This is a genomic window from Burkholderia stagnalis (genome assembly GCF_902830275.1).
Taxonomy (GTDB): Bacteria; Pseudomonadota; Gammaproteobacteria; order Burkholderiales; family Burkholderiaceae; genus Burkholderia; species Burkholderia stagnalis.
On the sequence record NZ_CADESW010000012.1, the window covers coordinates 79105 to 103002 of the forward strand.

At 64.8% G+C, this 23898-nt stretch carries 20 protein-coding genes and 1 tRNA gene; 4 read left to right on the top strand and 17 right to left on the bottom strand.

The annotated features are described in order from the left end of the window. Positions 1-18 precede the first annotated feature (18 nt). Entirely contained in the window at positions 19-1017 is a 999-nt protein-coding gene (waaC, locus tag HWY45_RS20950; RefSeq protein ID WP_059884927.1) for a lipopolysaccharide heptosyltransferase I, read from the bottom strand. Between the two features lie 178 nt (positions 1018-1195). On the opposite strand from waaC, the gene HWY45_RS20955 reads away from it, so the two are divergent. Next, a complete protein-coding gene (locus tag HWY45_RS20955) occupies positions 1196-2680 on the top strand; it encodes a chloride channel protein (RefSeq protein WP_059884930.1) in 1485 nt (494 codons plus the stop codon). Positions 2681-2796: 116 nt separating this feature from the next. On the opposite strand, the gene HWY45_RS20960 is transcribed toward HWY45_RS20955, so the two are convergent. The 6 genes from HWY45_RS20960 to HWY45_RS20985 all read right to left on the bottom strand — a co-directional run bounded on the left by HWY45_RS20960 (position 2797) and on the right by HWY45_RS20985 (position 6330). Beyond that, a complete protein-coding gene (locus HWY45_RS20960) occupies positions 2797-3198 on the bottom strand; it encodes a YXWGXW repeat-containing protein (protein ID WP_059564853.1) in 402 nt (133 codons plus the stop codon). Positions 3199-3359: 161 nt separating this feature from the next. Next, entirely contained in the window at positions 3360-3614 is a 255-nt protein-coding gene (minE, locus tag HWY45_RS20965) for a cell division topological specificity factor MinE (protein ID WP_010091676.1), read from the bottom strand. A gap of 12 nt (positions 3615-3626) precedes the next feature. Beyond that, positions 3627-4442, bottom strand: coding sequence for a septum site-determining protein MinD (gene minD, locus HWY45_RS20970; protein WP_017333028.1), 816 nt, complete (start codon positions 4440-4442; stop codon positions 3627-3629). Between the two features lie 59 nt (positions 4443-4501). Further along, a complete protein-coding gene (gene minC / locus HWY45_RS20975; RefSeq protein WP_059884932.1) occupies positions 4502-5275 on the bottom strand; it encodes a septum site-determining protein MinC in 774 nt (257 codons plus the stop codon). Positions 5276-5425: 150 nt separating this feature from the next. Further along, a complete protein-coding gene (locus HWY45_RS20980) occupies positions 5426-5938 on the bottom strand; it encodes a GNAT family N-acetyltransferase (protein WP_026044892.1) in 513 nt (170 codons plus the stop codon). 59 nt (positions 5939-5997) lie between these two features. Next, a complete protein-coding gene (locus tag HWY45_RS20985; RefSeq protein ID WP_150999142.1) occupies positions 5998-6330 on the bottom strand; it encodes a hypothetical protein in 333 nt (110 codons plus the stop codon). Positions 6331-6736: 406 nt separating this feature from the next. Between HWY45_RS20985 and HWY45_RS20990 the strand changes: the two genes are divergently transcribed. Then, entirely contained in the window at positions 6737-7897 is a 1161-nt protein-coding gene (locus tag HWY45_RS20990) for an alkane 1-monooxygenase (protein ID WP_059884934.1), read from the top strand. A gap of 46 nt (positions 7898-7943) precedes the next feature. Here HWY45_RS20990 and HWY45_RS20995 read toward each other — a convergent pair whose 3' ends face one another. The 7 genes from HWY45_RS20995 to serS form a co-directional block, all read right to left on the bottom strand. Next, positions 7944-9485, bottom strand: coding sequence for a methyl-accepting chemotaxis protein (locus HWY45_RS20995; protein ID WP_059884936.1), 1542 nt, complete (start codon positions 9483-9485; stop codon positions 7944-7946). A 372-nt stretch (positions 9486-9857) separates the two neighbouring features. Then, positions 9858-10139, bottom strand: coding sequence for a PAAR domain-containing protein (locus tag HWY45_RS21000; protein ID WP_081059580.1), 282 nt, complete (start codon positions 10137-10139; stop codon positions 9858-9860). 66 nt (positions 10140-10205) lie between these two features. Further along, positions 10206-10925, bottom strand: a complete 720-nt coding sequence (locus tag HWY45_RS21005) for a lysozyme inhibitor LprI family protein (RefSeq protein WP_244110994.1) — start codon at positions 10923-10925, stop codon at positions 10206-10208. 101 nt (positions 10926-11026) lie between these two features. Further along, on the bottom strand, positions 11027-12733 hold the full coding sequence (locus HWY45_RS21010; protein ID WP_059565464.1) for a glycoside hydrolase family protein: 1707 nt from the start codon (positions 12731-12733) through the stop codon (positions 11027-11029). Positions 12734-12739: 6 nt separating this feature from the next. Beyond that, positions 12740-15526, bottom strand: a complete 2787-nt coding sequence (locus tag HWY45_RS21015) for a type VI secretion system Vgr family protein (RefSeq protein ID WP_059884938.1) — start codon at positions 15524-15526, stop codon at positions 12740-12742. A gap of 433 nt (positions 15527-15959) precedes the next feature. After that, positions 15960-16050, bottom strand: a tRNA-Ser gene (locus tag HWY45_RS21020). 128 nt (positions 16051-16178) lie between these two features. Then, the gene (gene serS / locus HWY45_RS21025) at positions 16179-17480 is read right to left on the bottom strand and encodes a serine--tRNA ligase (protein WP_059565461.1); all 1302 of its coding nucleotides are present in this window, start codon (positions 17478-17480) and stop codon (positions 16179-16181) included. 168 nt (positions 17481-17648) lie between these two features. Between serS and HWY45_RS21030 the strand changes: the two genes are divergently transcribed. Beyond that, positions 17649-17915 (top strand): DUF2164 domain-containing protein, encoded by a 267-nt coding sequence (locus HWY45_RS21030; protein WP_059565459.1) that lies wholly within the window; start codon positions 17649-17651, stop codon positions 17913-17915. A 26-nt stretch (positions 17916-17941) separates the two neighbouring features. Here the strand turns inward: HWY45_RS21030 and HWY45_RS21035 are convergent, their stop codons facing one another. The 3 genes from HWY45_RS21035 to HWY45_RS21045 form a co-directional block, all read right to left on the bottom strand. Beyond that, positions 17942-19252 (bottom strand): replication-associated recombination protein A, encoded by a 1311-nt coding sequence (locus HWY45_RS21035; protein WP_059565457.1) that lies wholly within the window; start codon positions 19250-19252, stop codon positions 17942-17944. A 161-nt stretch (positions 19253-19413) separates the two neighbouring features. Then, positions 19414-20103 (bottom strand): outer membrane lipoprotein chaperone LolA, encoded by a 690-nt coding sequence (gene lolA / locus HWY45_RS21040; protein WP_059565511.1) that lies wholly within the window; start codon positions 20101-20103, stop codon positions 19414-19416. 46 nt (positions 20104-20149) lie between these two features. After that, the gene (locus HWY45_RS21045) at positions 20150-22459 is read right to left on the bottom strand and encodes a DNA translocase FtsK (RefSeq protein WP_059565455.1); all 2310 of its coding nucleotides are present in this window, start codon (positions 22457-22459) and stop codon (positions 20150-20152) included. 376 nt (positions 22460-22835) lie between these two features. On the opposite strand from HWY45_RS21045, the gene trxB reads away from it, so the two are divergent. After that, positions 22836-23798: a thioredoxin-disulfide reductase gene (gene trxB / locus HWY45_RS21050; protein WP_059565453.1), complete on the top strand. Its 963-nt coding sequence runs from the start codon at positions 22836-22838 to the stop codon at positions 23796-23798. Positions 23799-23898: the final 100 nt, after the last annotated feature.

Genomic DNA, 23898 nt, shown 5'->3' on the forward strand with positions numbered 1-23898 from the left:
GCGCGCCGCACTTGTGCGTCAGGCCGCGACGGGCGTACGACGCCTGCCGTAGGCCGGACTGACCGTTTCGATCGCCTCCAGCGCGTCGTCGACTGACGGCGCGGCGCCCGAATCGCCAATCGAGCAGGCATTCGGCGCGCCGCCGATGCCGAAGTGCTGGCGCGACGTTGCCACGAAGATCATCACGGTCGGCCGACGCAGCGCGTGCGCCATGTGAACGAACCCCGTGTCGACACCCACCACCAGCACGGCCCGGCCGATTGCCGCGCCGAGCTCGCGCACCGACAGCGCGGGCAGCACGACCGCTCCCGGCGCTCGTGCGGCGATGTCCTGCGCGGCATCGTGCTCGCCCGGCGAGCCCCACGGCAACAGCACGCGCACGCCGCGCGCCATCATCTCCGTCGCGAGCGCCGCCCAGCGCTCGGCGGGCCATCGCTTCTCGTCGTTCGACGTCGCATGGAACATCATCATGAACGGCGTGCCATCGGTCACGGCGTCCGGCAGGCTCACGCCCTGCGGCGTGACGATTCCGTAATCGGCGATGCCCTGCGGATCGTAGCCGAACGCCTCGCCCGCACTCACGCGCATCCCGTGCCATGCATTGAAACCGCGCCGCGGGCCGAAACGGTGCGAATAGGCGAAGCGTGCGCCGGTTTCGCCGAGATCCTGGGTCTGGTAGCCAACGCGGCGCGCGGCGCGCGCGAACGCCGAAATGATCGCGCTCTTGTAGACGCCGTGCAGATCGACGACCGCGTCGTAGCGGTGTGCGCGCAACGCGCTGATCGAGGCCCAGATCGCCTTCAGGTCGCCGCCGTTGCGCAGCTTCTTGAACCGCCGCAGCGGCGCGCACAGCACGTTGCTCACGCCAGGGTGCCAATGCACCACTTCCGCGCACGACTCGTCGACAGCCCAGTCGACCGTGACGCCGGGAAATTCGCGATGTAGATCGGCAACGACCGGCAAGGTCTGGACGACGTCGCCGAGCGACGTCACTTTCACGATGAGGATGCGTTTCACGTTTGTTGTCAGTGCGCGAGAGCGTGCCATTTCGGCATACTAGTGATTCCCGGCCCCGCTAGCATTACAGCGCAATTACATTTGTAACGATATGCGGCGCAAGTGTGAAAGAGTGTAGAACACCGTGCGGTTCCCCGCGCTCTTTTTGTCATCCTTTCTCGTCCGACGCCCCCCGCCGATGTCCCCTGCCAACTTGTTTCCCACCCTCACCCGCCGCACCCAGCGCCTCTGGCGCCAGTACGGCGTGTTCTGGCTCGGCGCAATTGCCGTCGGCCTGACCGCCGTGCTCTACGCGCGGCTGATCGACTGGGGTTACGACACGTTCCGCACGCTGCGGCAGCACGCGCCCTGGGTGCCACTCTTTCTGACTCCGGCCATCGCGGCCGGCTCCGTCTGGCTCACCCGTCGCTTCTTTCGCGGCGCGGAGGGCAGTGGCATCCCGCAGGTGATCGCGACGCTGCACGCGCGCCCGAGCGCGTTCGGCGCGCGGCTGCTGACGCTGCGCATCCTGCTCGGCAAGGTCGTGATTTCGTGGTTCGGGATCCTTGGCGGCTTCACGATCGGCCGCGAAGGGCCGACCGTGCAGGTCGGCGCGGCGCTGATGTTCAACCTGCGGCGCTTCTATCCGCGCTCGAACGCGCAGATCGAGCGCCAGCTCGTGCTCGCGGGCGCGGCGGCCGGCCTGTCGGCCGCGTTCAACACGCCGCTCGCCGGCATCGTGTTCGCGATCGAGGAGCTGACGCGCAGCTTTTCCGCACGCGCGAGCGGGGTGCTGATCACGGCGATCATCATCGCCGGCGTGGTCGCGCTCGGGCTGAATGGCAACTACACGTATTTCGGCACGATCGACGCCGGCCCGCATTTCCCGAAGTTGCTCGCGGTCGCGGTGCTCGTCGCCGCGCTCGTGACCGGCATCGCCGGCGGGCTGTTCGCATGGCTGCTGCTCAATACGGGCCGCTGGCTGCCGCCCCGGCTGCTCGCGCTGTATCGCGAGCGGCCGATCGCGTTCGCCGCGCTGTGCGGTTTCGTGATCGCCGTGGTCGGCCTCGTGTCGGGCGGCACGACGTTCGGCAGCGGCTACGCGGAAGCGCGCGGCCTGCTCGACGGCCGCGAGCAGCTGTCGGTGTTCTATCCGTTCCTGAAGATGGTATCGATGGTCGCGTCGTACCTGCCGGGCATACCGGGCGGGATCTTCGCGCCGTCGCTGTCGATCGGCGCGGGGTTCGGCAACCTGCTGCACCTCGTGTTCGGCGACATGCGCCTGCCGGTGCTGATTGCGCTCGCGATGGTCGGCTACCTCGCCGCGGTCACGCAGTCACCGATCACGTCGTTCGTGATCGTGATGGAAATGATCAACGGCCATGCGCTCGTGATTTCGCTGATGGCCACCGCGCTGATCGCGAGCCGCGTGTCGCGCTTCTTCGCGCCGCCGTTGTACGAGACGCTCGCGCAGCGCTACCTCGCACCGCCCGCGCCAGCCGACGCGCCGGCAGCCGCCGCTCCGGCGGCATCCGGCATCACCACGCCGCAGGATGCGGACGCCGCGCCGGCCGATCCGCTCGATACGCTGCGCGACGAGCGCGGCGGCGAGAACGGCGACGAACCGGCCGACGCCGCGGCGCCTTCCGCCACGACGCAGGCCGGCCCGCGCGACGCTCAGTAGATCACCACCGGCGCCGGCCGGTAGTAGACGGGCCGGGCCGGCACCACGATGCAGCCGGCGAGCGTGACGGCCACGAGCGCGATCACGAATACGGTCTTCTTCATCTCGCGCCTCCGTTACGCCCAGTGACCGCGCGTCCAGAACCAGTTCGGGCCGCGCTGGGCCCAGTGGCCCGGCACCCAGTGCATGCCGATCCGCTCGGTTTCCCAGTGGCCGCCGATCCACACGTAGCGGCCATGATCCCAGCGCCAGTGGCCGCGTTCCCACACGTAGCCGACCCGCGCTTCCGGTACGACCTCGTAGCGAATCGGCGGCGGTGCGTTCGGCGCGACGATCACGACCTCTTCGGCGCGCGCCGCCGCGGGCTCGGCGATGACGACTTCGCCGGGCCGGGTGACGACCGGCGTGGCGACGAGAATTTCATCCGCGCGCGCGGCAAGCGGCGCGGCGAAAGCAGACACGCCCGCCGCAGCGGCGGCGAACGCAAGGACAACGCGACGAATCGATGAGACAGCCATCACAACCTCCTGATTGAACAAGCAACGCGAGCGTATTCAATCAATGCGGAGGCAGGGGTTACGGCCGACAGGCGCCGTGTTACGGCGTGCCCGAAAGTGCAACAGGGCGTAAGACGCGCACGGCGGCCTGAAGCCGCCGTGCGGAACGGGAGCGACGCAGGTCAGGCCTGCGGAATCTCGATCTTCACTTCGAGCACCTCGAGATCGTCCTGACGCTCGAGGCTCACGCGGATGTCATCGTTCGAAATCTGCACGTACTTCGAGATCACGGCGACGAGCTCCTTCTGCAGCGCCGGCAGGTAGTCGGCGGGCGGCTTGCCGCCCACCCGCTCGTGCGCGATGATGAGCTGCAGGCGCTCCTTCGCGATCGACGCGGACTTTTTCTTCTCGCCGAGGAGAAACGACAGAATGGACATGGGCGGCCTCCGTTACTTGCTGCCGAAGAGGCGCTGCAGCAGGCCCGGCTTCTGGTATTCGGTGAAGCGCAGCGGCTTGTCCTCGCCGAGGAAGCGCCCGACGATGTCCTTGTACGCCTCGGCGACGTCGGTGCCGTCGAGGTGCACGGCCGGCAGGCCCTGGTTCGACGCGTGCAGCACCGCTTCCGATTCCGGCACCACGCCGATCAGCTTGATGCGCAGGATCTCGCTGATGTCCTCGAGCGACAGCATCTCGCCTTCATTGACGCGCTTCGGGCTGTAGCGGGTAATCAGCAGGTGCTCCTTGATCGGGTCCTTGCCTTCGGTCGCGCGCTTCGTCTTCGACGACAGGATGCCGAGAATGCGGTCCGAATCGCGCACCGACGACACTTCCGGGTTCGTGACGATCAGCGCCTCGTCCGCGAAGTACATCGCGTGCAGCGCACCGGCCTCGATGCCCGCCGGCGAATCGCAGATGATGTACTCGAAATCCATCCCGGCCAGGTCGTTCAGCACCTTCTCGACGCCGTCGCGCGTCAGCGCATCCTTGTCGCGGGTCTGCGACGCCGGCAGGATGTACAGGTTCTCGCACTTCTTGTCCTTGATCAGCGCCTGGTTCAGGTTCGCCTCACCCTGGATCACGTTCACGAGGTCGTACACGACGCGGCGCTCGCAGCCCATGATGAGATCGAGGTTGCGCAGGCCGACGTCGAAGTCGATCACGGCCGTCTTGTGGCCACGCAGCGCGATACCGGACGCGAAGCTCGCGCTCGTCGTCGTCTTGCCAACGCCGCCCTTGCCGGAAGTCACCACGATGATTTTTGCCATTTACCCTATACCCTGTGTTCGTCAATGAGAGCCGATCGATCCGGTGTGCGCCGCGTGCTTCACGTCAGGCGCAACGGTTCGATCATCAGTTTTTCCTCTTCGAGCCGGATCTGCACCGGTTTGCCCAGCACGTCGGCGGGCAGCGGGTTCTCGGTCGTTCGATAGATACCCGCAATCGAAATCAGTTCCGGCTCCAGACACGTGCAGAAGATGCGCGCGTCGTGATTGCCGTGCACGCCCGCCAATGCGCGGCCGCGCAACGGCGCGTAGATGTGGATATTGCCTTCCGCAATGATCTCGGCGCCATGACTGACCGGCGCGAGCACCACGAGGTCCCCTTTCGCGTAAATCTGCTGCCCCGAGCGCAACGGCTTGTCGATCACGAGCGTCTGGCCGCCGGCCGGCGCCACCGCCGGTGCCGGCTCGGGCTCCGCTGCTACGACCGGCGCCTGGTCGGCAATCGCGTCGGCCGCCGGTGCCGCGTCCGCGTCGCCGGCCGCCTTCCCCGACGGCGCGCGGCGGTCGCGCGCCTCGAGCAGCGGCAGCCCCGCCTCGCCCGCCCAGCCCTGCGACGCCAGCGCGACGACGCCCACCGGGCGCATCCGCACGTCGCTGAGCATCTGGCGGATGTCGGCCAGCGCCACGCGTTCGCCGTCCGCAAGACGGCGGACGTCGATCGCGACGACATCGTCGGCAAAAAACTCGGGAGTCGCTTCGAAGCGCTTGACCAGTTCGGCACGCAACGCGTCGAGATCGGTCGTCTTCACGGTGAACAGCAACGTATCGACCGAGCCGCTGCGCAGTTCGAAGAATGGCGATTTTTTAAGCGACATGGACACTCTGCAAAAAATTTTTGCGTATTTTACAGGCGTCCACGCGACCAGCCATTATTTTTGGGCGTCGCGCAACAGGCGTCGCGGCGGTCGACGTCGGGCCGCCGCGGGGAGAAAGGTGCGCCGGCGCCGGCGGGCACGGCCCGCCGGTCAGTGTTTCGCCTGCGACACGAACAGCGTCTTCATCGCGCCGGGCATCCGCGCGATCGGCGCATGTTCGCCGGTGTTGCCGAAGCCCGCGCGCTCGTAGAACCGGATCGCGTTGCGGTTCGCGTCCGCGATCCATGCGAAGACTTCCTGCGCGCCGCGTTCGGCGAGCCAGGCCGTCGCCGTTTCGACGAGCAGCACGCCGCCGCGCAGATGGCGCACCGCATGCGCGACCCACAGCTCGCTGACGAATGCGCGACGTTCGGGCGTATTGTCGAAATACGCGCCGATCATGCCGGCCGGATGGCCTTCGGTGTACAGCAGGAACGTGGTCGATTGATCGGATGTCGCGCGCTGCGCGGCAATGGCCGCCGCCGCGTCGGAATCGACGTTCAGCAATTCGGCCTCCGGCGCCTCGCCCGGTGCGTAGGGCTCACGCAGCGACGCGGCGCGGAGTTCGCGATACACGATGCCCTGGTCGGCAGCGATACGACGAACGGTCAAGGTCGAACTCATGCAGGCACAGCCCCCTTCGGACAGCAAGCTATTAGCTTCAACCGAAAGCGGGGCATGAGTCAAATCGTTATTTTCAAACGCCGGCGCGAATCGAAAGGCAACAGGCGTTGCGGGCGCCCGCGAAGGCCGTCGAACGTGCGCGGCTGTGCAGGTGCAGCATCGCCGGCCCGGGCTCGGTTGCGCTCGGCGAACGACGACGACCCGCCCCGGCGCAGCCGGCGCGCCGCCTTGATGAGCGGGACAGTGCGCGCGCGGATCGGGTCGCGCCGGGCCGACGTTTCCGTATCGTCCCGGTGCCTCACCTGCCGAAAATCAAACGGACGCCCGCTCGCCTCGCGGTTTTTTATTGCGTCGCAACATATGTTGTCCGGCATGGCGCTTCGTGCCTGCATCGCCGGCCATTCCGGTTTCGTCAGACAATCGACAACCGGCGCGGGGTCGCCCGCCGCGTTTGCGGTCGTTTCAATCGGGGCGCGGCCGCCCTTCCCCGCATGCGCGGCCGGCAGCCGCCCGTTTGGAGTTTCCCGCCTAGCGCCGGGGTTTGGAAAAGTGGGCGCGCCGGTCGTATAACTGGCAAAACCGGGCCGCGACCCGGCGCCGCGCGCAAGCGTTCGCCGCGGACCAATGACGGATTCAAACAGCTCGGCATGGGGCCGGACCAGGCGTTAAAGCGCCAACTCCGGCCGACTGCTCTGCATGGGGCCGGACCAGGCGCTAAAGCGCCAACTCCGGCCGACTGCTCTGCATGGGGCCGGACCAGGCGCTAAAGCGCCAAGTCCGGCCGACAGGAGGGAGACAATGGCAATGACCGACGGATCAGCCGCGAGCTGGTCGGATGGCAAGCGTTACCTCTGGCTGCTCGGCGTGCTGACGATCACGCTGCCGATCCTCTCGGCCCAGCTCGCGCTGTCGACAGGCCTGCACGTGTTCTGGTGGTTCGGCCCGCTGTTCGCGTTCGGCGTGATCCCGATCCTCGACACGCTGATCGGCGACGATCGCGACAACCCGCCCGAAGACGTCGTGCCCCGCCTGGAACGGGACCGCTATTACCGTGTCATCGTCTACCTCGCGACGCTCGTCGAGTACGTCGCGTTCTTCCTGTGTACATGGATCGTCGCCACGCACGCGCTCGCGTGGTACGACTACGTCGGCTTCGCGCTGTCGCTCGGCGCGGCGACGGGCATCTCGATCAACACCGCGCACGAACTCGGTCACAAGACCAGCCACTTCGAGCGCTGGCTCGCGAAGATCACGCTCGCGCCGGTCGCCTACGGGCATTTCTTCGTCGAGCACAATCGCGGCCACCATGTCCGGGTCGCGACCGCCGAGGATCCGGCCAGCGCACGCTACGGCGAATCGTTCTGGGCGTTCCTGCCGCGCACCGTGATCGGCAGCATCCGCTCCGCCTGGAACCTGGAAGCGGCGCGCCTCGCGCGGCTCGGGAAGTCGCCGTGGACGTGGCGCAACGAAGTGCTGCACGCGTGGGCGATGACCGCCGTCGTGTGGGGCATCGCGATCGCGCTGTTCGGCAAGGCGGTGATCCCGTTCCTGCTGATCCAGGCCACATACGGCGCGTCGCTGCTCGAGGTGGTGAACTACGTCGAGCACTACGGGCTCGGGCGCAGGAAGCTGCCGAGCGGCCGCTACGAGCGCTGCACGCCGCAGCACTCGTGGAACAGCAATCACGTCGTGACGAACCTGTTCCTGTACCAGCTGCAGCGGCACGCAGACCATCACGCGAACCCGACGCGCTCGTACCAGGCGCTGCGCCACTTCGACTATGCGCCGCAGCTGCCGGCCGGCTACGCGACGATGATCCTGCTCGCTTACGTGCCGCCGCTCTGGTATCGCGTGATGAACCCGCGCGTCGTCGCGCACTATGGCGGCGACATGGCGCAGTCGAACATCAAGCCGTCGATCCGGGACAAGGTGCTCGCGCAGTACGCGGCGACGGCCTGAGCCTTCGCGGCGCGGCGCCGTTCCCGACTCGGCTCCGGCCGCGCGCTCAGGCGGCCGCCGTCTGCGGCAGCTTGAACACCGCCACCGCGTGCTGCAGCGCACGCGCCTGCTCGGCAAGCGCCTGCGTCGCCGCCGACGCCTGCTCGACGAGCGCCGCGTTGCGCTGCGTCGCTTCGTCCATCTGCGTGACCGCGATGTTGACCTGATCGATGCCGCCGCTCTGCTCCTGCGATGCCGCCGAAATCTCGCCGACGATCGACGTAACCCGCTGCACCGCCCCGACGATCTCGTGAATCGATTCGCCCGCGCGGCCGATCAGCGCGGCGCCCGCGTCGACGCGCCGGGTCGACTGCTCGATCAGCACCTTGATTTCCTTCGCCGCGGCGGCGCTGCGCTGCGCGAGCGTGCGCACCTCGGACGCGACCACCGCGAAGCCGCGGCCCTGCTCGCCCGCGCGCGCGGCCTCCACCGCCGCGTTCAGCGCGAGGATGTTGGTCTGGAAGGCGATCCCGTCGATCACGGCAATGATCTCGCCGACCTTCGCCGAACTGTCGGCGATACCGTTCATCGTCTCGACTGCCTGCGTCATCACGCTGCCGCCGTTCGACGCGATGCCGGACGCGTCGTGCGCAAGCTGCGCCGCGTGCTGCGCGTTTTCTGCCGATTGGCGGACGACGCCCGTCAACTGCTCCATGCTCGCCGCGGTTTCCTCGAGCGACGCGGCCTGCGATTCGGTGCGTGCGGACAGGTCGTGGTTGCCCGACGCGATCTGCGCGCTCGCGGTCGCGACCGCTTCCGCGTGCGAGCGCACCTCGAGCACGACGTCCGACAGGCCCGCCTGCATCGTCTGCAGCGCGCGCAGCAGGTCGGCGATCTCGTCGCGGCCGGAGACCGAGAAGGCTTGCGTCAGGTCGCCGTCGGCGACGGCCTTCGCGCAAGCGACTGCTGCATCGAGCGGCCGCAGGATCGCACGGCTGAACAGGAACGCGCCGATCATCGCGACCACCAGCACGACCAGCATCAGCACAATGCTCGCGATCGTCGCATGCTGCGCGTCGCGCCCCGCGCGCTCGGACACCGCCGCGCTCTCGTCGGCGATCGTCTTCGCGGCCCGTTCGAGCAGCGCGGCCGGCTCGCGATCGACGCCCGCGACCGCCGCGTCGCCGGCCGCCGCCTCGAAGCCGGCCGCCTTGAAGGCGTCGAAGCCGCGCCGGTAGCCGTCGCCCATCGCTGCGTGCGCACGCGCGAACTGCTCGATGAGCGTGCGGCTCTCGCCGGCCGGCAACTGCTTGTCGAGCTGCGCGGCGAGCGTGGCGACCGCGCGCTCGCGCGTCTGGAACGCGCTCCAGTACTTGTCGAGCTTGTCGGGCTGCTTGCCGCGCAGCAGCGTGTCCTTCCATTCCTGGACCTGTAGCTTGAACTGCATGAGCGTCGCCGAGACGAGCCGCTCGTTGGCGACGTTCGTCTGCACGTCGTTCGTGAACGTGTCGATCGAGCGGTTGAGGATGTGAATGCCGTACAGCGCGCCGGAGAACATCAGCAACAGCGCGGCGGCAAACGCGAGGGGAATCTTGTAGCTCAGCTTCATGGGACCTTGGATCGACAGAGGGATGACGGCGTCGCGGCGCGGACGCCTGTTTGTCGAAACCTGTTAACGGCGGGGAGGCTGGCGGCTTAAAGTAGACGAAAGCGATTGGCTGGAGAGGTGGGCACAACTTTGCGTGTGAAGAGGACGCCCGGCTTGAGGGCGACTGGCTGTCGCGTCCACTGAATAGTTAATGGCTGCGAACAAATGGCGTTCGCCGCAAGCCGGCGCGTACCGGACCACACTGAGGTGATGCGCCGGTCATCGCCGATTCCGGGCCCCAAAAAACGAAACGCCCCTTGGTCCTGACGGATCAAGGGGCTGTGCCCAGGGTCGACGAAACGATCGGCGACGGTCGATGGATGCGCTACATGACTAATCGCCGACTTGTGCAGCCGTACTTCCAATCAACGTACAGCCACACTCGGTACGGTGGCCATGCAACGCGACACGCTCTCCCCCAATCGTGAATGTCGGATGGGACTCGATAATTTTGTTCACGCCGTGCGGACGCCCATCAGGATACTTTTCCGGGCAATCCACCAGATCGTGCAGCCGGGCGATCCTTTTACCATCGATCGTATGGCCTTCCGAGCCTGTAATGACTCGCCCGCCGTGCGAGGTCATGTCACCGACCACGATAACCTGCAATGCCATCTCGACACCTCCTTTTTCGTCACGCGTCAGCCCTGCGATCGCTTGCGACTTGATGCGCGCCGTCGCTCAATCGCCATCCTGCTCGGGCTCTTTTTCCGGATACGACGGATAGGTACTGGATATCCGGCCCTTGATGTATTGAACTCGCGCACGGTAGGCATCGGTAAGACACTCGCTATTCACACACTTGTTCCTGACGTTTCTGATCCAATTGATCTGATCTTTTCTGACCGGGTCCTGATAAGAAATTTCCTTCGACTGAACCAGCTGCATCGCAACAAATCCACGGTTCACCGTTTCATCAAGCTTCACGAGATCAGGATTGGCGCAAATAAGTCGCTCGACACTCGTCTGGGCCTTGGCACAATCGAAACTCTTTTCGGCGTTCATGGGAGGATGCGTTTCGCGTTGGAACGCATACATCCACGATCCGCTCGCCAGAACGAGAGCGTCTGACGACTTGTAAATCATTGCGAATCGCAAACCCGAGCAAAGCGGCACATTCGCATCTCCAAGAAGATAAATTTCACTCATGTTCTTGTAGCCCATATGAAATTTATCGCTCAGAAACTTCCCAAACGTATCAAGCGATCCGAAGGCGTGCGCAATGACCGGATCAAAATAAAAATTCAATCGCTTTTGAATCTTGACCGTGCACTCGTGCCCGACATACCGAAAAGTCACGCCATCATCGCTCGGAATCAGTGCACCCGAACTAACCGGATTCACAGGAAACGGAAGAGCATGATCATCCTTCGTTCTTTCGAATTGAGCGGCTCCGGTCATCAAGTATCGGTCTTGCGCGAAAGCGAAACCCGACAACGAAAACACCAGACTCAGAAATACTGCAACTTTCTTAAATTCTTTCATAATCTTGACCACGCGGCTCAGTGCTTTGAATTATAAACACCCTGGCAAAACATATCGTACTCTCGCTTCCGGCGCGTCGCGTTTTCGATATCCAGGAACTCCTTGGGAGCCTCCGTATAGTCGCATTTATTCAATTTTGCGCGAAGATTAGGTGTCTTCGACAAGCTACCAAGATTGAATGCGAGCGACACGAGGGCATCGTACTCGTACTGGTAGAGCGGAACAGTGATCGCGTTCCGAACACGTCCTTCTATGACCGCCACATCATCATCGAACAGTTTTTTCGCATCGGCCACCGGGATCTTGCTCGACATGGCGACATAACCACTTGCCGCACAGCTGGCTTCCCGAATCAAGTGCCCCCACCCAACCGTGCAATAGCCCTTGCTATCGTCGTAGTAGTAAGTATTTTCTTTGGCCTTGTCAAAATGGACACCTTCCCATTCTTTTATGAAGTCCTTGCCGCGTTCCGAGAGCTTGAGTTGCGCAATTGGAATCCGATTCCCGACCGGCGGCAGCGACGGTGCATCGAGAAATATCGCCCGATACCCCTCCTGCAATATATCCACCGAATCCATCAGATCTTCGCGACGCTGGAACATATTCTTCAAGACCTTTCCATTCAACTTCGAATTCGGATCAAACCCCAGCGCGCCTGAATAGGTCTCGAAGTGAAGCATCGACACGTTCTTGCCGTGTACGATAGTCAGCGGAGTTCCGTCATCGTGCAGCAAAACCCCGCTCTTGGCGATCAGTTGCCCTTGGCTAACCGATTCGCCAACTTTCACCTTGATCGACGATGGATCAACCTCTCCATACAACGCAATGAACTCACGTCCGTCGGTAGTTTTATGGTGAATGCTGATCTGCCACGTCTGACAATAAAAGGGTTCCCGTTTCATCACGACACCTGGCGCGATCGCAACGATCGGCGTATATGCCTCGACATACAAGTCCCGCGCGGCATGCTTTCGACGGCCGCGATCGCGGAGTGTGCCGAAACGTGCCAGAGTGATCCCACCGGCGCCCAAAGGCTTGACCCACGAACAGTCACCATATTTCCCTCCCTCGTCATTCAATGGACGAGTCTGGATCGGGAAAATAATCGGCGCGCCGCCCTTGCGCGGCGTAGTCGTCGGCGCTCCCCGATCGTTGTTGTCGTGATCGTTCTTCGGCGGCGCCCCCTTCGGATCCGGCTTCTTCGGTGCGGGCGCATCCGATTTTCTCGAATCGACAGGCGGCACCTTTAGTACCTGCCCAACCACGATCAGGTCGGATTTCAGACAATTGACATGCTTGAGGAGATCGACGCTCGTGTGATATTTCCTGGCGATCACGGTCAGGTTGTCATGCGCTTTGACCTTGTAGGTACCTCGCCAGTAGTCACCGCCGGCTCCGTCATCGGTCTTCGTCGGCAGGTCATGCAGCGTCTTCGGACTCGTCAGGTGGAATTTGATTTGCGACAGTGCGGCTTCAAGCCGTGCGACTTCTTTCATGCTGTCGCTGGTCCATCGCTTCACATGGACGGAAAGGGCTTCCCCCATGCGCACGGAAAACTCGACTGCGCCCTGTGCGTTCGTCGATGCGGTGTGATAGACATGGTCGAGCCGCTCTTCCATACCCTTTATCTCGACCTTCAGATTCTGGATAGGCTGGCCAAAGTGGTCCTTGAAATAGACAGTGACCGCGGAGAGAGCGTCGTTGGTATTGTTGGATGTAGCCATAGTCGGTCAAGCACTCTGATTGACGTAATGATACGGATCGTCTGGCAGTTCATCGCCGGAAACGTCGTACTGGTTGGCGTTATCGCCAGCCTCGGTTTCCACCAGCCACGCCCCCTGCGTGCCAACCAGAACCTGAATCGTTTCCGGTTGATCGGTCGAAAGGCGCGACGTCCTGCCCTCCTGATCGAGCGTGCCTTGGGCAAGCACCTCGCCGCTGACACGCCGAGCCGTATATTCGACCTCTTCAAACGACCTGCGCCAGTAAATGTCGTAGACATCGAGACGATTGCTGAACGCCTTGGGCATGTCCATGCCCGGGATCGAAACCGGCAACGACTTCGGGCCGGGCATTGCATGGCTCGCCGCGTGGGCGACCCACTTCGCCGGGGTGCCATGCTCGATGCCGGCCCCGTTGATCCGGATATAACTGCCCCTGGCCTGCAGCAGGATTTCTTCCGCCGCCGTGATCTCGATGCGCTTTTTCGCGCTGATCAGTTTCAGCACCTGGTCGGCAATGAGCTCTATGTCGTCGGACTGTGCCTGAATCTCCACCTTGCCTTTGGCGGAAAACAGCTTCATCCCCGCGCTTTTCACGAACAGGCTGATCTTTTCGGTCACGCTCGCCACCAGCGACTTGCCGACCGCCAGATGCGTACTCTCGCCGCTCACGACGTTCACGTGCTGATCGGCGGCGATCTGTGTCGACTGCCGCGTCGACATCGCGATACCGGCCGGGCTTGCCATCAGCATGATCGGCGTCTTGAAGCCGTTCGCACTCCCCGCTCCGCCTCCAGCCGTGCGGCCGCCCGATGCGGTGCCGGCCACGCTGGACTGCGTGGCATCGTTGAATGCACGCAGCGATTCATACCCGGGATCGAGCCCCTCAGCCTGGTGGGCAGCGCTCGCTCCCGAGAGCGACTTGACGACGTTCTCCGCGTTGGTCAGTTGTGCCGCTGCCTGCCGCACGTCCATCGGCTGATTGACCGACGCCGAATAACTGGATACGTAGATGCCTTGCCCCGCACGAATAGCACCATAAGCATCCGACTTCAGGTCGAAGCCGCTGCCAAGATAGGCACCCCGCGTGTTGCCGCTCTGATCGATCAAATAGCCGAGGTGAAGCAGACTGTTGGCGCTGCTGCTGAACAGCCGCACGCGGTTTTGCGCGGTCGCATCATCGAGCACCATCTCGTTGTAGCCGGCGCCCGAGAATTCCTTCGACCGATAGCCCGACATGATGCCGTTCGAGTGCCATTGCGGCTTGACGGCACCGTTATAGACGCGATGCAGGACCATCGGACGATCGCAGTCACCGCCGAGATATCCGACGATCACCTCTTCTCCGACGCGCGGAACATGGACACCGCCGTATCCGCCGCCAGTATCCGATTGTGCAACGCGCACCCAGCACGATGCGAGCTCGTTCCCGGGATTAACGCGATCCCAGACGAACATGACCTTGACCCGGTTCAGTTCGTCGGTATAAACCTCTTCCCCGCTCGGACCCACGACGATCGCGGTCTCCAGCTGCATCACGGGTTTCTTGTGTTCGAACGGGCTGCGATACGGCACCGTCACCCGCTGGGCCTCGACTTCGGCCAGGTAAAAACCTGTCGAGCCGTCGTGGTGCGCGACCTGGAACCCCGCGTCCGCCGCCTGACTGGCCTTCGCCTGTGCGATCTGATGGCTCAGGCCATGGGGAAAACTCGATTCACGATCCGACAGCGGCAGGTTGTTCTCGATATACCGCCATACCTTGATCGCGGCAAATTCGCGTTGACCATCGGGATCTCGATCGTGGTCCGGATGATCCGCCAGAACGAAACGTCGCCCGACGTCGATACCGCGAAGGCCGCCCACGCCAAAATATCGCTTCGCGCGCGACTCCCATTCCTCGAGCCGGATTTTCGACAAATGCTCGCCGCGCCCATGGTCCTGATAGGTATACGGGCCCGTGTATTCATACACCTCGGCCTGCTGCGGCAGATTTCCCTGGTCGGCCCGCGTCGGCAACGTCGTGCCTTTGGGATTGAACGGTGCGGACGGAGCCTTGTAGTCGAACGTACGCGTCGTGTGCAGAACGCTCTGCAGCGTTCGCGAGCCGGCCCATTGCACGAATCCGTCCGTCTCGCGGCGCGTGCCGGTGCGCTGGAACCGGGCCGTGCGCGGCGACATCTCGTCGAGTGATTGAATGGTGTCGGTCACAACGAACCGATGGGATTTGCCGTCTCCGTCGTGTTGCCAGAAACCAAACAGGCCCTCGTCCTCCATCAGACGGTGCACGAAATTCCAGTCGGTTTCGCTTTGACGGCAATACGAACGTGACGGCAATGGTTTCGACAGTGCGAACTGGAACTGCCCTCGCGCCTGTGGATGCTGATTGAACACATCCGCGATGATTTCGTCCGCCGCCTTGTCCTGCCAGTAGCGCATGTCGCTGCGAAACTTCAGGAAGTGCAGCCACGATGCAAAAGTCAACTGATAAGTCGTCAGGCTACCGTCCGCGCCGAGTCGGCGGGCAGTATGAATATAACCGTTGATCGGCAGATAGGACTTGTCCGCCTGCTGTATCCACAACGTCATGGGTGCCGCGATCAGCGTCTTGAGTTCGACCGCGCCCGCTGCAGACACCATATCGAGCGTGACCGTGAAATCGCGTCCCAGTTCTGCCGACGTCACCGCACGTCGCGGCACCAACGTGTTCAACGGCAATGACGGTATGTCGGTCTTGAGCAGTCGGTCCTGCTGAATCAGACCGCCACGAATGGCCCGAACCAAATCGATCATGTTCATGCGTTTTTCATCTTGTTTTCATCTCGGGCCTGTAGCGGCCCGTGCTCTCATGGATGGGGACGGCTACCCCATGAATTGCACACGTGCGGCGCGATTCTACAGACGAAGATGAACCAAAGGAATCGATTGTCAACAATCGAAAGCATGACGAAAGGAGCGCGCACAACATCGCCTTTCAACAGTCGAACACACGTGCACCACGGCAGTTCAAGGAAGGTACGTCACCGTCATTTTTGGCCGGTGGCCGTCACGGCCATTCGTGCTCTCGCAACATCCATTTGCTAGTGATTTTTCGTCCGGATGAGCGGGACCATGATCGACCGGATGCGTATAGCCACGGGGAACATGTTTCGAAGCGGTGAACACGAGACCGTATCGAATCGGCAAAAACGAAAAACCCCTTGATCCTTCCGAATCAAGGGGTTTCGTGTTCTGGCGGAGAGGGTGGGATTCGAACCCACGGTACGGGGAAACCGTACGCCTGATTTCGAGTCAGGTACATTCGACCACTCTGCCACCTCTCCGTTTTTACTGCTCTTCGCGGCTGGTCGTTTCCGCGAAAGACAAGATTATAGAACGGTCTCTTCGAATCTGCCAAGCCCCTTTTTGCATTTTTTTTGCGAGGGCCCGGAAGACGCGCCGACGTTCAATCTCACGACGCCTGTGCAGGCGCGTCGATCCGTTCGAGACCGCCCATGTACGGACGCAGCACCTCGGGCACCGTGACCGAGCCGTCCGCGTTCTGGTAGTTCTCGAGCACGGCCACGAGCGTACGGCCCACCGCGAGGCCCGAGCCGTTCAGCGTGTGCACGAGTTCCGGCTTGCCCTGCGCATTGCGGAAGCGCGCCTGCATCCGGCGAGCCTGGAACGCCTCGGTGTTCGAGCAGCTCGAGATCTCGCGATAGGTGTTCTGCGCGGGCAGCCACACTTCGAGGTCGAACGTCTTCGCGGCCGCGAAGCCCATGTCGCCCGTGCACAGCGTGATCACGCGGTACGGCAGGCCGAGCTTCTGCAGGATCGCTTCCGCGTGGCCGACCATCTCGTCGAGCGCCGCGTACGACGCGTCCGGCGCGACGATCTGCACCATCTCGACCTTGTCGAACTGATGCTGGCGGATCATCCCGCGCGTGTCGCGGCCGTACGAGCCCGCTTCCGAGCGGAAGCACGGCGAATGCGCGGTCAGCTTGATCGGCAGCGCGGACGCTTCGACGATCGATTCGCGCACGGTGTTCGTCAGCGAGATTTCGGACGTGGAGATCAGGTATTGCGTGACGGTGTTCTCCGCGCCGCCCTTCTCGACGCGGAACATGTCGTCCGCGAATTTCGGCAGCTGGCCGGTGCCGTACAGGATGTCCGGGTTCACGATGTACGGCGTATACGTCTCGCTGTAGCCGTGCTGCTGCGTATGCGTGTCGAGCATGAACTGCGCGAGCGCGCGGTGCAGGCGCGCGATCGGGCCGCGCAGCATCGTGAAGCGCGCGCCGGCGAGCTTCGCGCCGGTTTCGAAATCGAGGCCGAGCGGCGTGCCGACGTCGACGTGATCCTTCACCTCGAAGTCGAACTGGCGCGGCGTGCCCCAGCGGCGCGCTTCGACGTTGTCGCTCTCGTCCTTGCCGACCGGCACGCTGTCGTGCGGCAGGTTCGGCATCAGCAGCAGCAGGTCGGACAGGCGCGTCTGAATCTCGCCGAGCTTCACCTCCGACGCCTTCATCTCGTCGCCGATGCCGCCGACCTCGGCCATCACCGCCGACGTGTCCTCGCCCTTGCCCTTCATCGCTCCGATCTGCTTCGACAGGCTGTTGCGGCGCGCCTGGAGTTCTTCGGTACGGGTCTGGATCGCGCGGCGTTCCGCTTCGAGCGCGGAGAACGCGGCGACGTCGAGGGTGTAGCCGCGATCGGCGAGGCGCTTGGCGACGCCGTCGAGGTCTTTGCGCAGCAACTGGATGTCGAGCATGGGAGGACAGGAAAATCGTTGTGTAAGACGGGGATTCTAACGCACCGCGCGGCCGCCACGGCGTCGGCCTGACGGACAAGGCCTCAAACGGCGGCGCCGTGGCAGTATCGCATTGCCGTCACGCGCGCCGCGTGCCGGCCGACCGCAACGCAGGAAACCGGAGAACCGATGGCCATCGAACTCGACAAGGACGTGCGCGACCGCGCGATCGCGTCGCTGCAACGCTATTTCACCGAAAACATGGAGGAGCCGATCGGCAACATCCAGGCCGGCGCGCTGCTGCATTTCTTCGTCGAGGAAATTGCGCCGGCGATCTACAACCTCGCGATCGCCGACGCGCAGGAACGCCTGCACGCGCGCATCGCGGAACTCGATATCGAATGCCACGAGGAACCGTTCGGCTACTGGAAGAAACAGCCGGCGCGCAAGCGCTGAGCGAAACCGCGCCGCACCGCCGGCCGCTAGTCTTTCTTGCCGGCCTCGCGGTCGAGCTCGCGCAGCCACGCGAGCTTGTCGGCGATCTTCGATTCGAGCCCGCGCGGCACCGGCTTGTACCAGCGCGGCTCGCGCATTCCGTCGGGCAGGTACGTCTCGCCGGCCGCGTACGCGTTCGGCTCGTCGTGCGCGTAACGGTACGCGTGGCCGTAGCCGAGCTCCTTCATCAGCTTGGTCGGCGCGTTGCGCAGGTGCACGGGCACCTCGCGCGACTTGTCCTGCTTCACGAACGCCATCGCCTGGTTGAACGCGTTGTAGCCCGCGTTGCTCTTCGCCGCGCACGCGAGATAGATCACGGCCTGCCCGAGCGCCAGCTCGCCCTCGGGCGAACCGAGCCGTTCGTAGGTCTCGGCCGCGTCGTTCGCCATCTGCATCGCGCGCGGATCGGCGAGGCCGATGTCCTCCCACGCCATCCGCACGATCCGCCGCGCGAGGTATTTCGGGTCCGCGCCGCCGTCGATCATCCGGCAGAACCAGTACAGCGCGCCGTCCGGGCTCGAGCCGCGCACCGACTTGTGCAGCGCCGAGATCTGGTCGTAGAAGTTGTCGCCGCCCTTGTCGAAGCGGCGCGCATTCAGCGTCATCGCGCTGCTGACGAACTCGGCGTCGATCGTCGTCACGCCCGCGGACGCCGCCGCCGTCTGCGCCTGCTCGAGCAGGTTCAGGAACCGCCGCGCATCGCCGTCCGCATAGCCGACCAGCGTGTCGACCGCCTTGTCGTCGAACGCGAGGCCGTCGAGCGCGATCTCCTGCGCGCGCTTGAGCAGCTGGCGCATCTCGTCGTCGGTCAGCGACTTCAGCACGTACACCTGCGCGCGCGACAGCAGCGCCGAGTTGACCTCGAAGCTCGGGTTCTCGGTCGTCGCGCCGATGAAGGTCACGAGCCCCGATTCGACGAACGGCAGCAGCGCATCCTGCTGGCCCTTGTTGAAGCGGTGGATCTCGTCGACGAACAGGATCGTGTGGCGGCCGGTGCGGTTCAGCGTGTCCTTCGCCTGCTCCATCGCCTCGCGGATGTCCTTCACGCCGCCCAGCACCGCGGACAGCGCGATGAACTCGCAATCGAATGCCAGCGCGGTGAGCCGCGCGAGCGTGGTCTTGCCGACGCCGGGCGGACCCCACAGGATCATCGAATGCGGCTTGCCCGATTCGAACGCGAGCCGCAGCGGCTTGCCTTCACCGAGCAAATGCGTCTGGCCGATCACCTCGGCGAGCGTCTTCGGCCGCAGCGCCTCGGCGAGCGGCCGGCGTGGTTCGACTTGAAACAGGTCGGACATGAACCCAGGCTCCACATCATGCGATGGCGGCCGAACGGGCCGCCGGACCCGCCATTATGACAGCCGCGCGACGGCGCCGCCGGGCCCGGTGCCCGCGCCCGGAAACGACACGGGCCTGCCATCGCCGGCAGGCCCGTTGCGAAAGCGGCGCGCGGCGCCGGTCAGCCGGTGATCACGTCGGCGCCCTTCGGCACGACGAACTTGAACGTATCGGACTTCAGCGGCGGGTTGGTCTGGATGTTGGTGAACGTCAGCAGCGTGACGTTGCCGAACACGTCATGCAGCTCCATCGCGGCGAGCGTGCCGTTGCGAAAGCCGATGCCGATCCGCTGGAACTGCGTGTCCTGCGCCTTCGGCAGCATCTCGAGCCACTCGATGCCGCCCTTCTCGCCCGCATCGCGCAGCGTGTAGTTCTTGTCGAGGTCGTTGCTGCCGAACAGGATCGCGGCCGGGCTCGCGCCCAGCGCGCCGGCCAGCTTGCGCTCGGTGACCTGGTTCAGGTCGCGGTCGTACACGAACAGCTTCTCGCCGTCGGCCTGCAGCACCTGCTGGTACGGCTTCTGGTACGTCCAGATGAACTTGCCGGGGCGCGAGAACACGAACGTGCCGCTCGAATTGTCGCCGGCCTTCGGCGCCGCCTGCACGGCGCTCGCGCCCTTCGCGGGCGCCTTGACGATCTGCTGCGTGAACTCGCCCTTCGCCGCGTGCACCTGCGACACGAACGCCTTCAGCTGGGCCGTGCCGCCGGCGAACGCGTGCGTCGCCGCGAGCATCAGCGATGCGCCGGCGAGCGCCGCGCCGAGCCAGCGCCGCGTCGAACGAACGGATTGGGCGAACGAATGTTGCTGCATGATGCGGTTTTCTCCCTGGGTGGCCGGCGTCGCGTACGCCGCGGACTCATTCCGCGTCGCGCGCCGGCACAAGAATTTCGCGGTTGCCGCTCGACGACATCGCCGACACGAGCCCCGACTGCTCCATCTGCTCGAGCAGCCGCGCCGCGCGGTTGTAGCCGATCCGCAGATGGCGCTGCACGAGCGAGATCGACGCGCGGCGGTTCTTGATGACGATCTCGACCGCCTGGTCGTACAGCGGATCAGACTCGCCGCCGCCTTCGCCGGTTCCCTCGCCGGCCGAGCCCTCGTCGCCGTCGGCGGTGCCGCCCTCGAGCAGGCCCTCGATGTAGTTCGGTTCGCCCTGCTCCTTGAGCTTCTCGACGACGCGATGCACTTCGTCGTCGGCGACGAACGCGCCGTGCACGCGCACCGGCAGCCCGGTGCCGGGCGCCAGGTACAGCATGTCGCCCATGCCGAGCAGCGATTCGGCGCCCATCTGGTCGAGGATCGTGCGCGAGTCGATCTTCGACGACACCTGGAACGCGATCCGCGTCGGCACGTTGGCCTTGATGAGGCCGGTGATCACGTCGACCGACGGCCGCTGCGTCGCGAGGATCAGGTGGATGCCGGCCGCGCGCGCCTTCTGCGCGATCCGCGCGATCAGCTCCTCGACCTTCTTGCCGACGACCATCATCAGGTCGGCGAGCTCGTCGATCACGACGACGATGTTCGGCAGGCGGCCGAGCGGCTCCGGCTCGTCCGGCGTGAGGCTGAACGGGTTCGGGATCTTCTCTTCGCGCTTCGCCGCGTCGTCGATCTTGTTGTTGTAGCCGGCGAGGTTGCGCACGCCGAGCTTGCTCATCAGCTTGTAGCGGCGCTCCATCTCGGCGACGGTCCAGTTGAGCGCGTGGCCCGCCTGGCGCATGTCGGTGACGACCGGGCACAGCAGGTGCGGAATGCCTTCGTAGACGCTCATTTCGAGCATCTTCGGATCGATCAGGATCAGGCGCACCTGCTCGGCGGTCGCCTTGTACAGCAGCGACAGGATCATCGCGTTGATCCCGACCGACTTGCCCGAACCGGTCGTGCCGGCCACCAGCAGGTGCGGCATCTTCGCGAGATCCGCGCACACCGGCTTGCCGCCGATGTCCTTGCCGAGGCTGAGCGTGAGCGCCGACGACGCGGCCGCATAGACCTCGGAGCCGATGATCTCCGACAGGAACACCGTCTGGCGGCGCTGGTTCGGCAGTTCGAGCGCCATGTAGTTCTTGCCGGGGATCGTCTCGACGACGCGGATCGACACGAGCGACAGCGAGCGCGCGAGATCCTTCGCGAGGTTGACGATCTGGCTGCCCTTCACGCCGGTGGCCGGCTCGATCTCGTAGCGCGTGACGACGGGGCCCGGATACGCGGCGACCACGCTCGCCTCGACGCCGAAGTCCTTCAGCTTCTTCTCGATCAGGCGCGACGTGAATTCGAGCGTATCGGCGGAGATGGCCTCCTGCGCCTTCGGCGCCGAGTCGAGCAGCGACACCGGCGGCAGCGTCGAATCGCCGGGCAGGTCGGTGAACAGCGGCACCTGGCGCTCCTTCTCGACGCGCTCGGATTTCACCGGCGTGACGACCGGCGGCACGATCGTCACCGGCTCGTGATCCTCGATGCGCACGCGCTCTTCCTCGACCTTGCCTTCGCGGCGCACGGCCGCGGCCTCGCCGAGCTTGCGGTCGCGCTCGGCCTCGCGGCGCAGCTTCGCGACGTTGACGGCGGACAGGATCGCGCCGCCGACGCGCTCGGACACCGACAGCCACGAGAAGCGGAAATACAGCGACAGGCCGATCGCGAGCGCGATCAGCAGCAGCAGCGTGCCGCCGGTGAAGCCGAACGCGTGCGACATCGCGCCCGCGACGGCCTCGCCGACCACGCCGCCCGGCGCGCGCGGCAGCTGCACCTTCAGCGACCACATGCGCAGCGCCTCGATGCCGTCGCACGCGAGCAGCACGAGCACGAACGCGAGCACCTCGGTCAGCCAGCCGATCGGCCGCTCGGGCTCGTCGTCCAGCGCCTCGTGGCCGGTGATGCGGCGGTAGTTGGCGGCGATGCGCCGGCCGAGCGGCACGATCAGCCAGTAGGCCGACAGGCCGAACAGCAGCAGGATGATGTCGGCCGTCCATGCGCCGACGCGGCCCGCCCAGTTCGTGATGTGATCGACCTGCGCCGCGTGCGTCCAGCTCGGATCGCGCCGGCTGTAGCTCAGCAGGGCCATCACCAGAAACGCGCCGAGCGCGACCTGGAGGATCCAGCGAATCTCCGTGAGGAGCTTCGACATCCGGTGCGGCAACGCCTGTGCCTGAGCGGAATAAGGAGCTTTTGCCATGAATCCGTATAGAAAAGGCGGGCCGCGCACGCCGCGCGCCCGCCGATCGTTCGATCCCGCATATTGTAAGCGCAGCGCCGCCTGCCCAAGTGTAAATGACGGTTACATGGGGGCCGCGCAGGTGGGGCCGCCCAGGTACGGCCGGCGAGGCGGCACCGCCCGGGCCGACTGCGCCCCGCCCCCGCCTGCCCTGCCCCGCGCGCGCGCCGGCGCTCCCGCCGAATGCTATCGCCGCGATTGAAACTCTCGTTCGGCAGCGCACCGGCAGGACCTTTATAATGCGCGTCTGATACCCATCTACGGTGGCATCCCGGTCAACCCCGACCGTCCGGCAGGCTCATCCTGCCGCCGCGGCCACCCCTTACGGATTTCGCACATGTCCACGCCCAAACACGCCAAAGTCCTGATTCTCGGTTCCGGCCCCGCCGGCTACACGGCCGCCGTCTATGCCGCGCGCGCCAACCTGTCCCCGGTGCTCGTCACCGGCATCGCGCAGGGCGGCCAGCTGATGACCACGACCGACGTCGAAAACTGGCCGGCGGACGCGAAGGGCGTGCAGGGTCCCGACCTGATGCAGCGCTTCCTCGAGCACGCGGAGCGCTTCAACACCGAGATCCTGTTCGATCACATCCACACCGCGAAGCTGCACGAGAAGCCGATCCGCCTGATCGGCGATGCCGGCGAATACACCTGCGACTCGCTGATCATCGCGACCGGCGCGTCCGCGCAGTATCTCGGCCTGCCGTCCGAGGAAGCGTTCATGGGCAAGGGCGTGTCGGCCTGCGCGACCTGCGACGGCTTCTTCTACCGCGGCCAGAACGTCGCGGTGGTCGGCGGCGGCAACACCGCGGTCGAGGAAGCGCTGTACCTGACGGGCATCGCGAGCAAGGTCACGGTGATCCACCGCCGCGACAAGTTCCGCGCGGAGCCGATCCTCGTCGACCGCCTGCTCGAGAAGGAAAAGGAAGGCAAGGTCGAGATCAAGTGGAACCACGTGCTCGACGAAGTGACGGGCGAGGATTCGGGCGTGACGGGCCTGCGCCTGAAGAACGTTCAGACCGGCGCAACGGAAGACATCCAGGTGCAGGGCGTGTTCGTCGCGATCGGCCACAAGCCGAACACGGACATCTTCCAGGGCCAGCTCGAGATGAAGGACGGCTACATCCTGACGAAGAGCGGCCTGCAGGGCAACGCGACGTCGACGAGCGTGCCGGGCGTGTTCGCCGCGGGCGACGTGCAGGACAACGTGTATCGCCAGGCGATCACCAGCGCGGGCACCGGCTGCATGGCCGCGCTCGACGCGCAGCGCTACCTCGAGAGCCTGCACGACCACAAGTAAGCGAATCGCCCGGCGGGCGCTACAATGGCGTCCGCTGCCGCGACGCATGCCTGCCGACAAGCCGCTGCCGACGCAGCGGCTTTTTTGTGCCCGCGCGCCC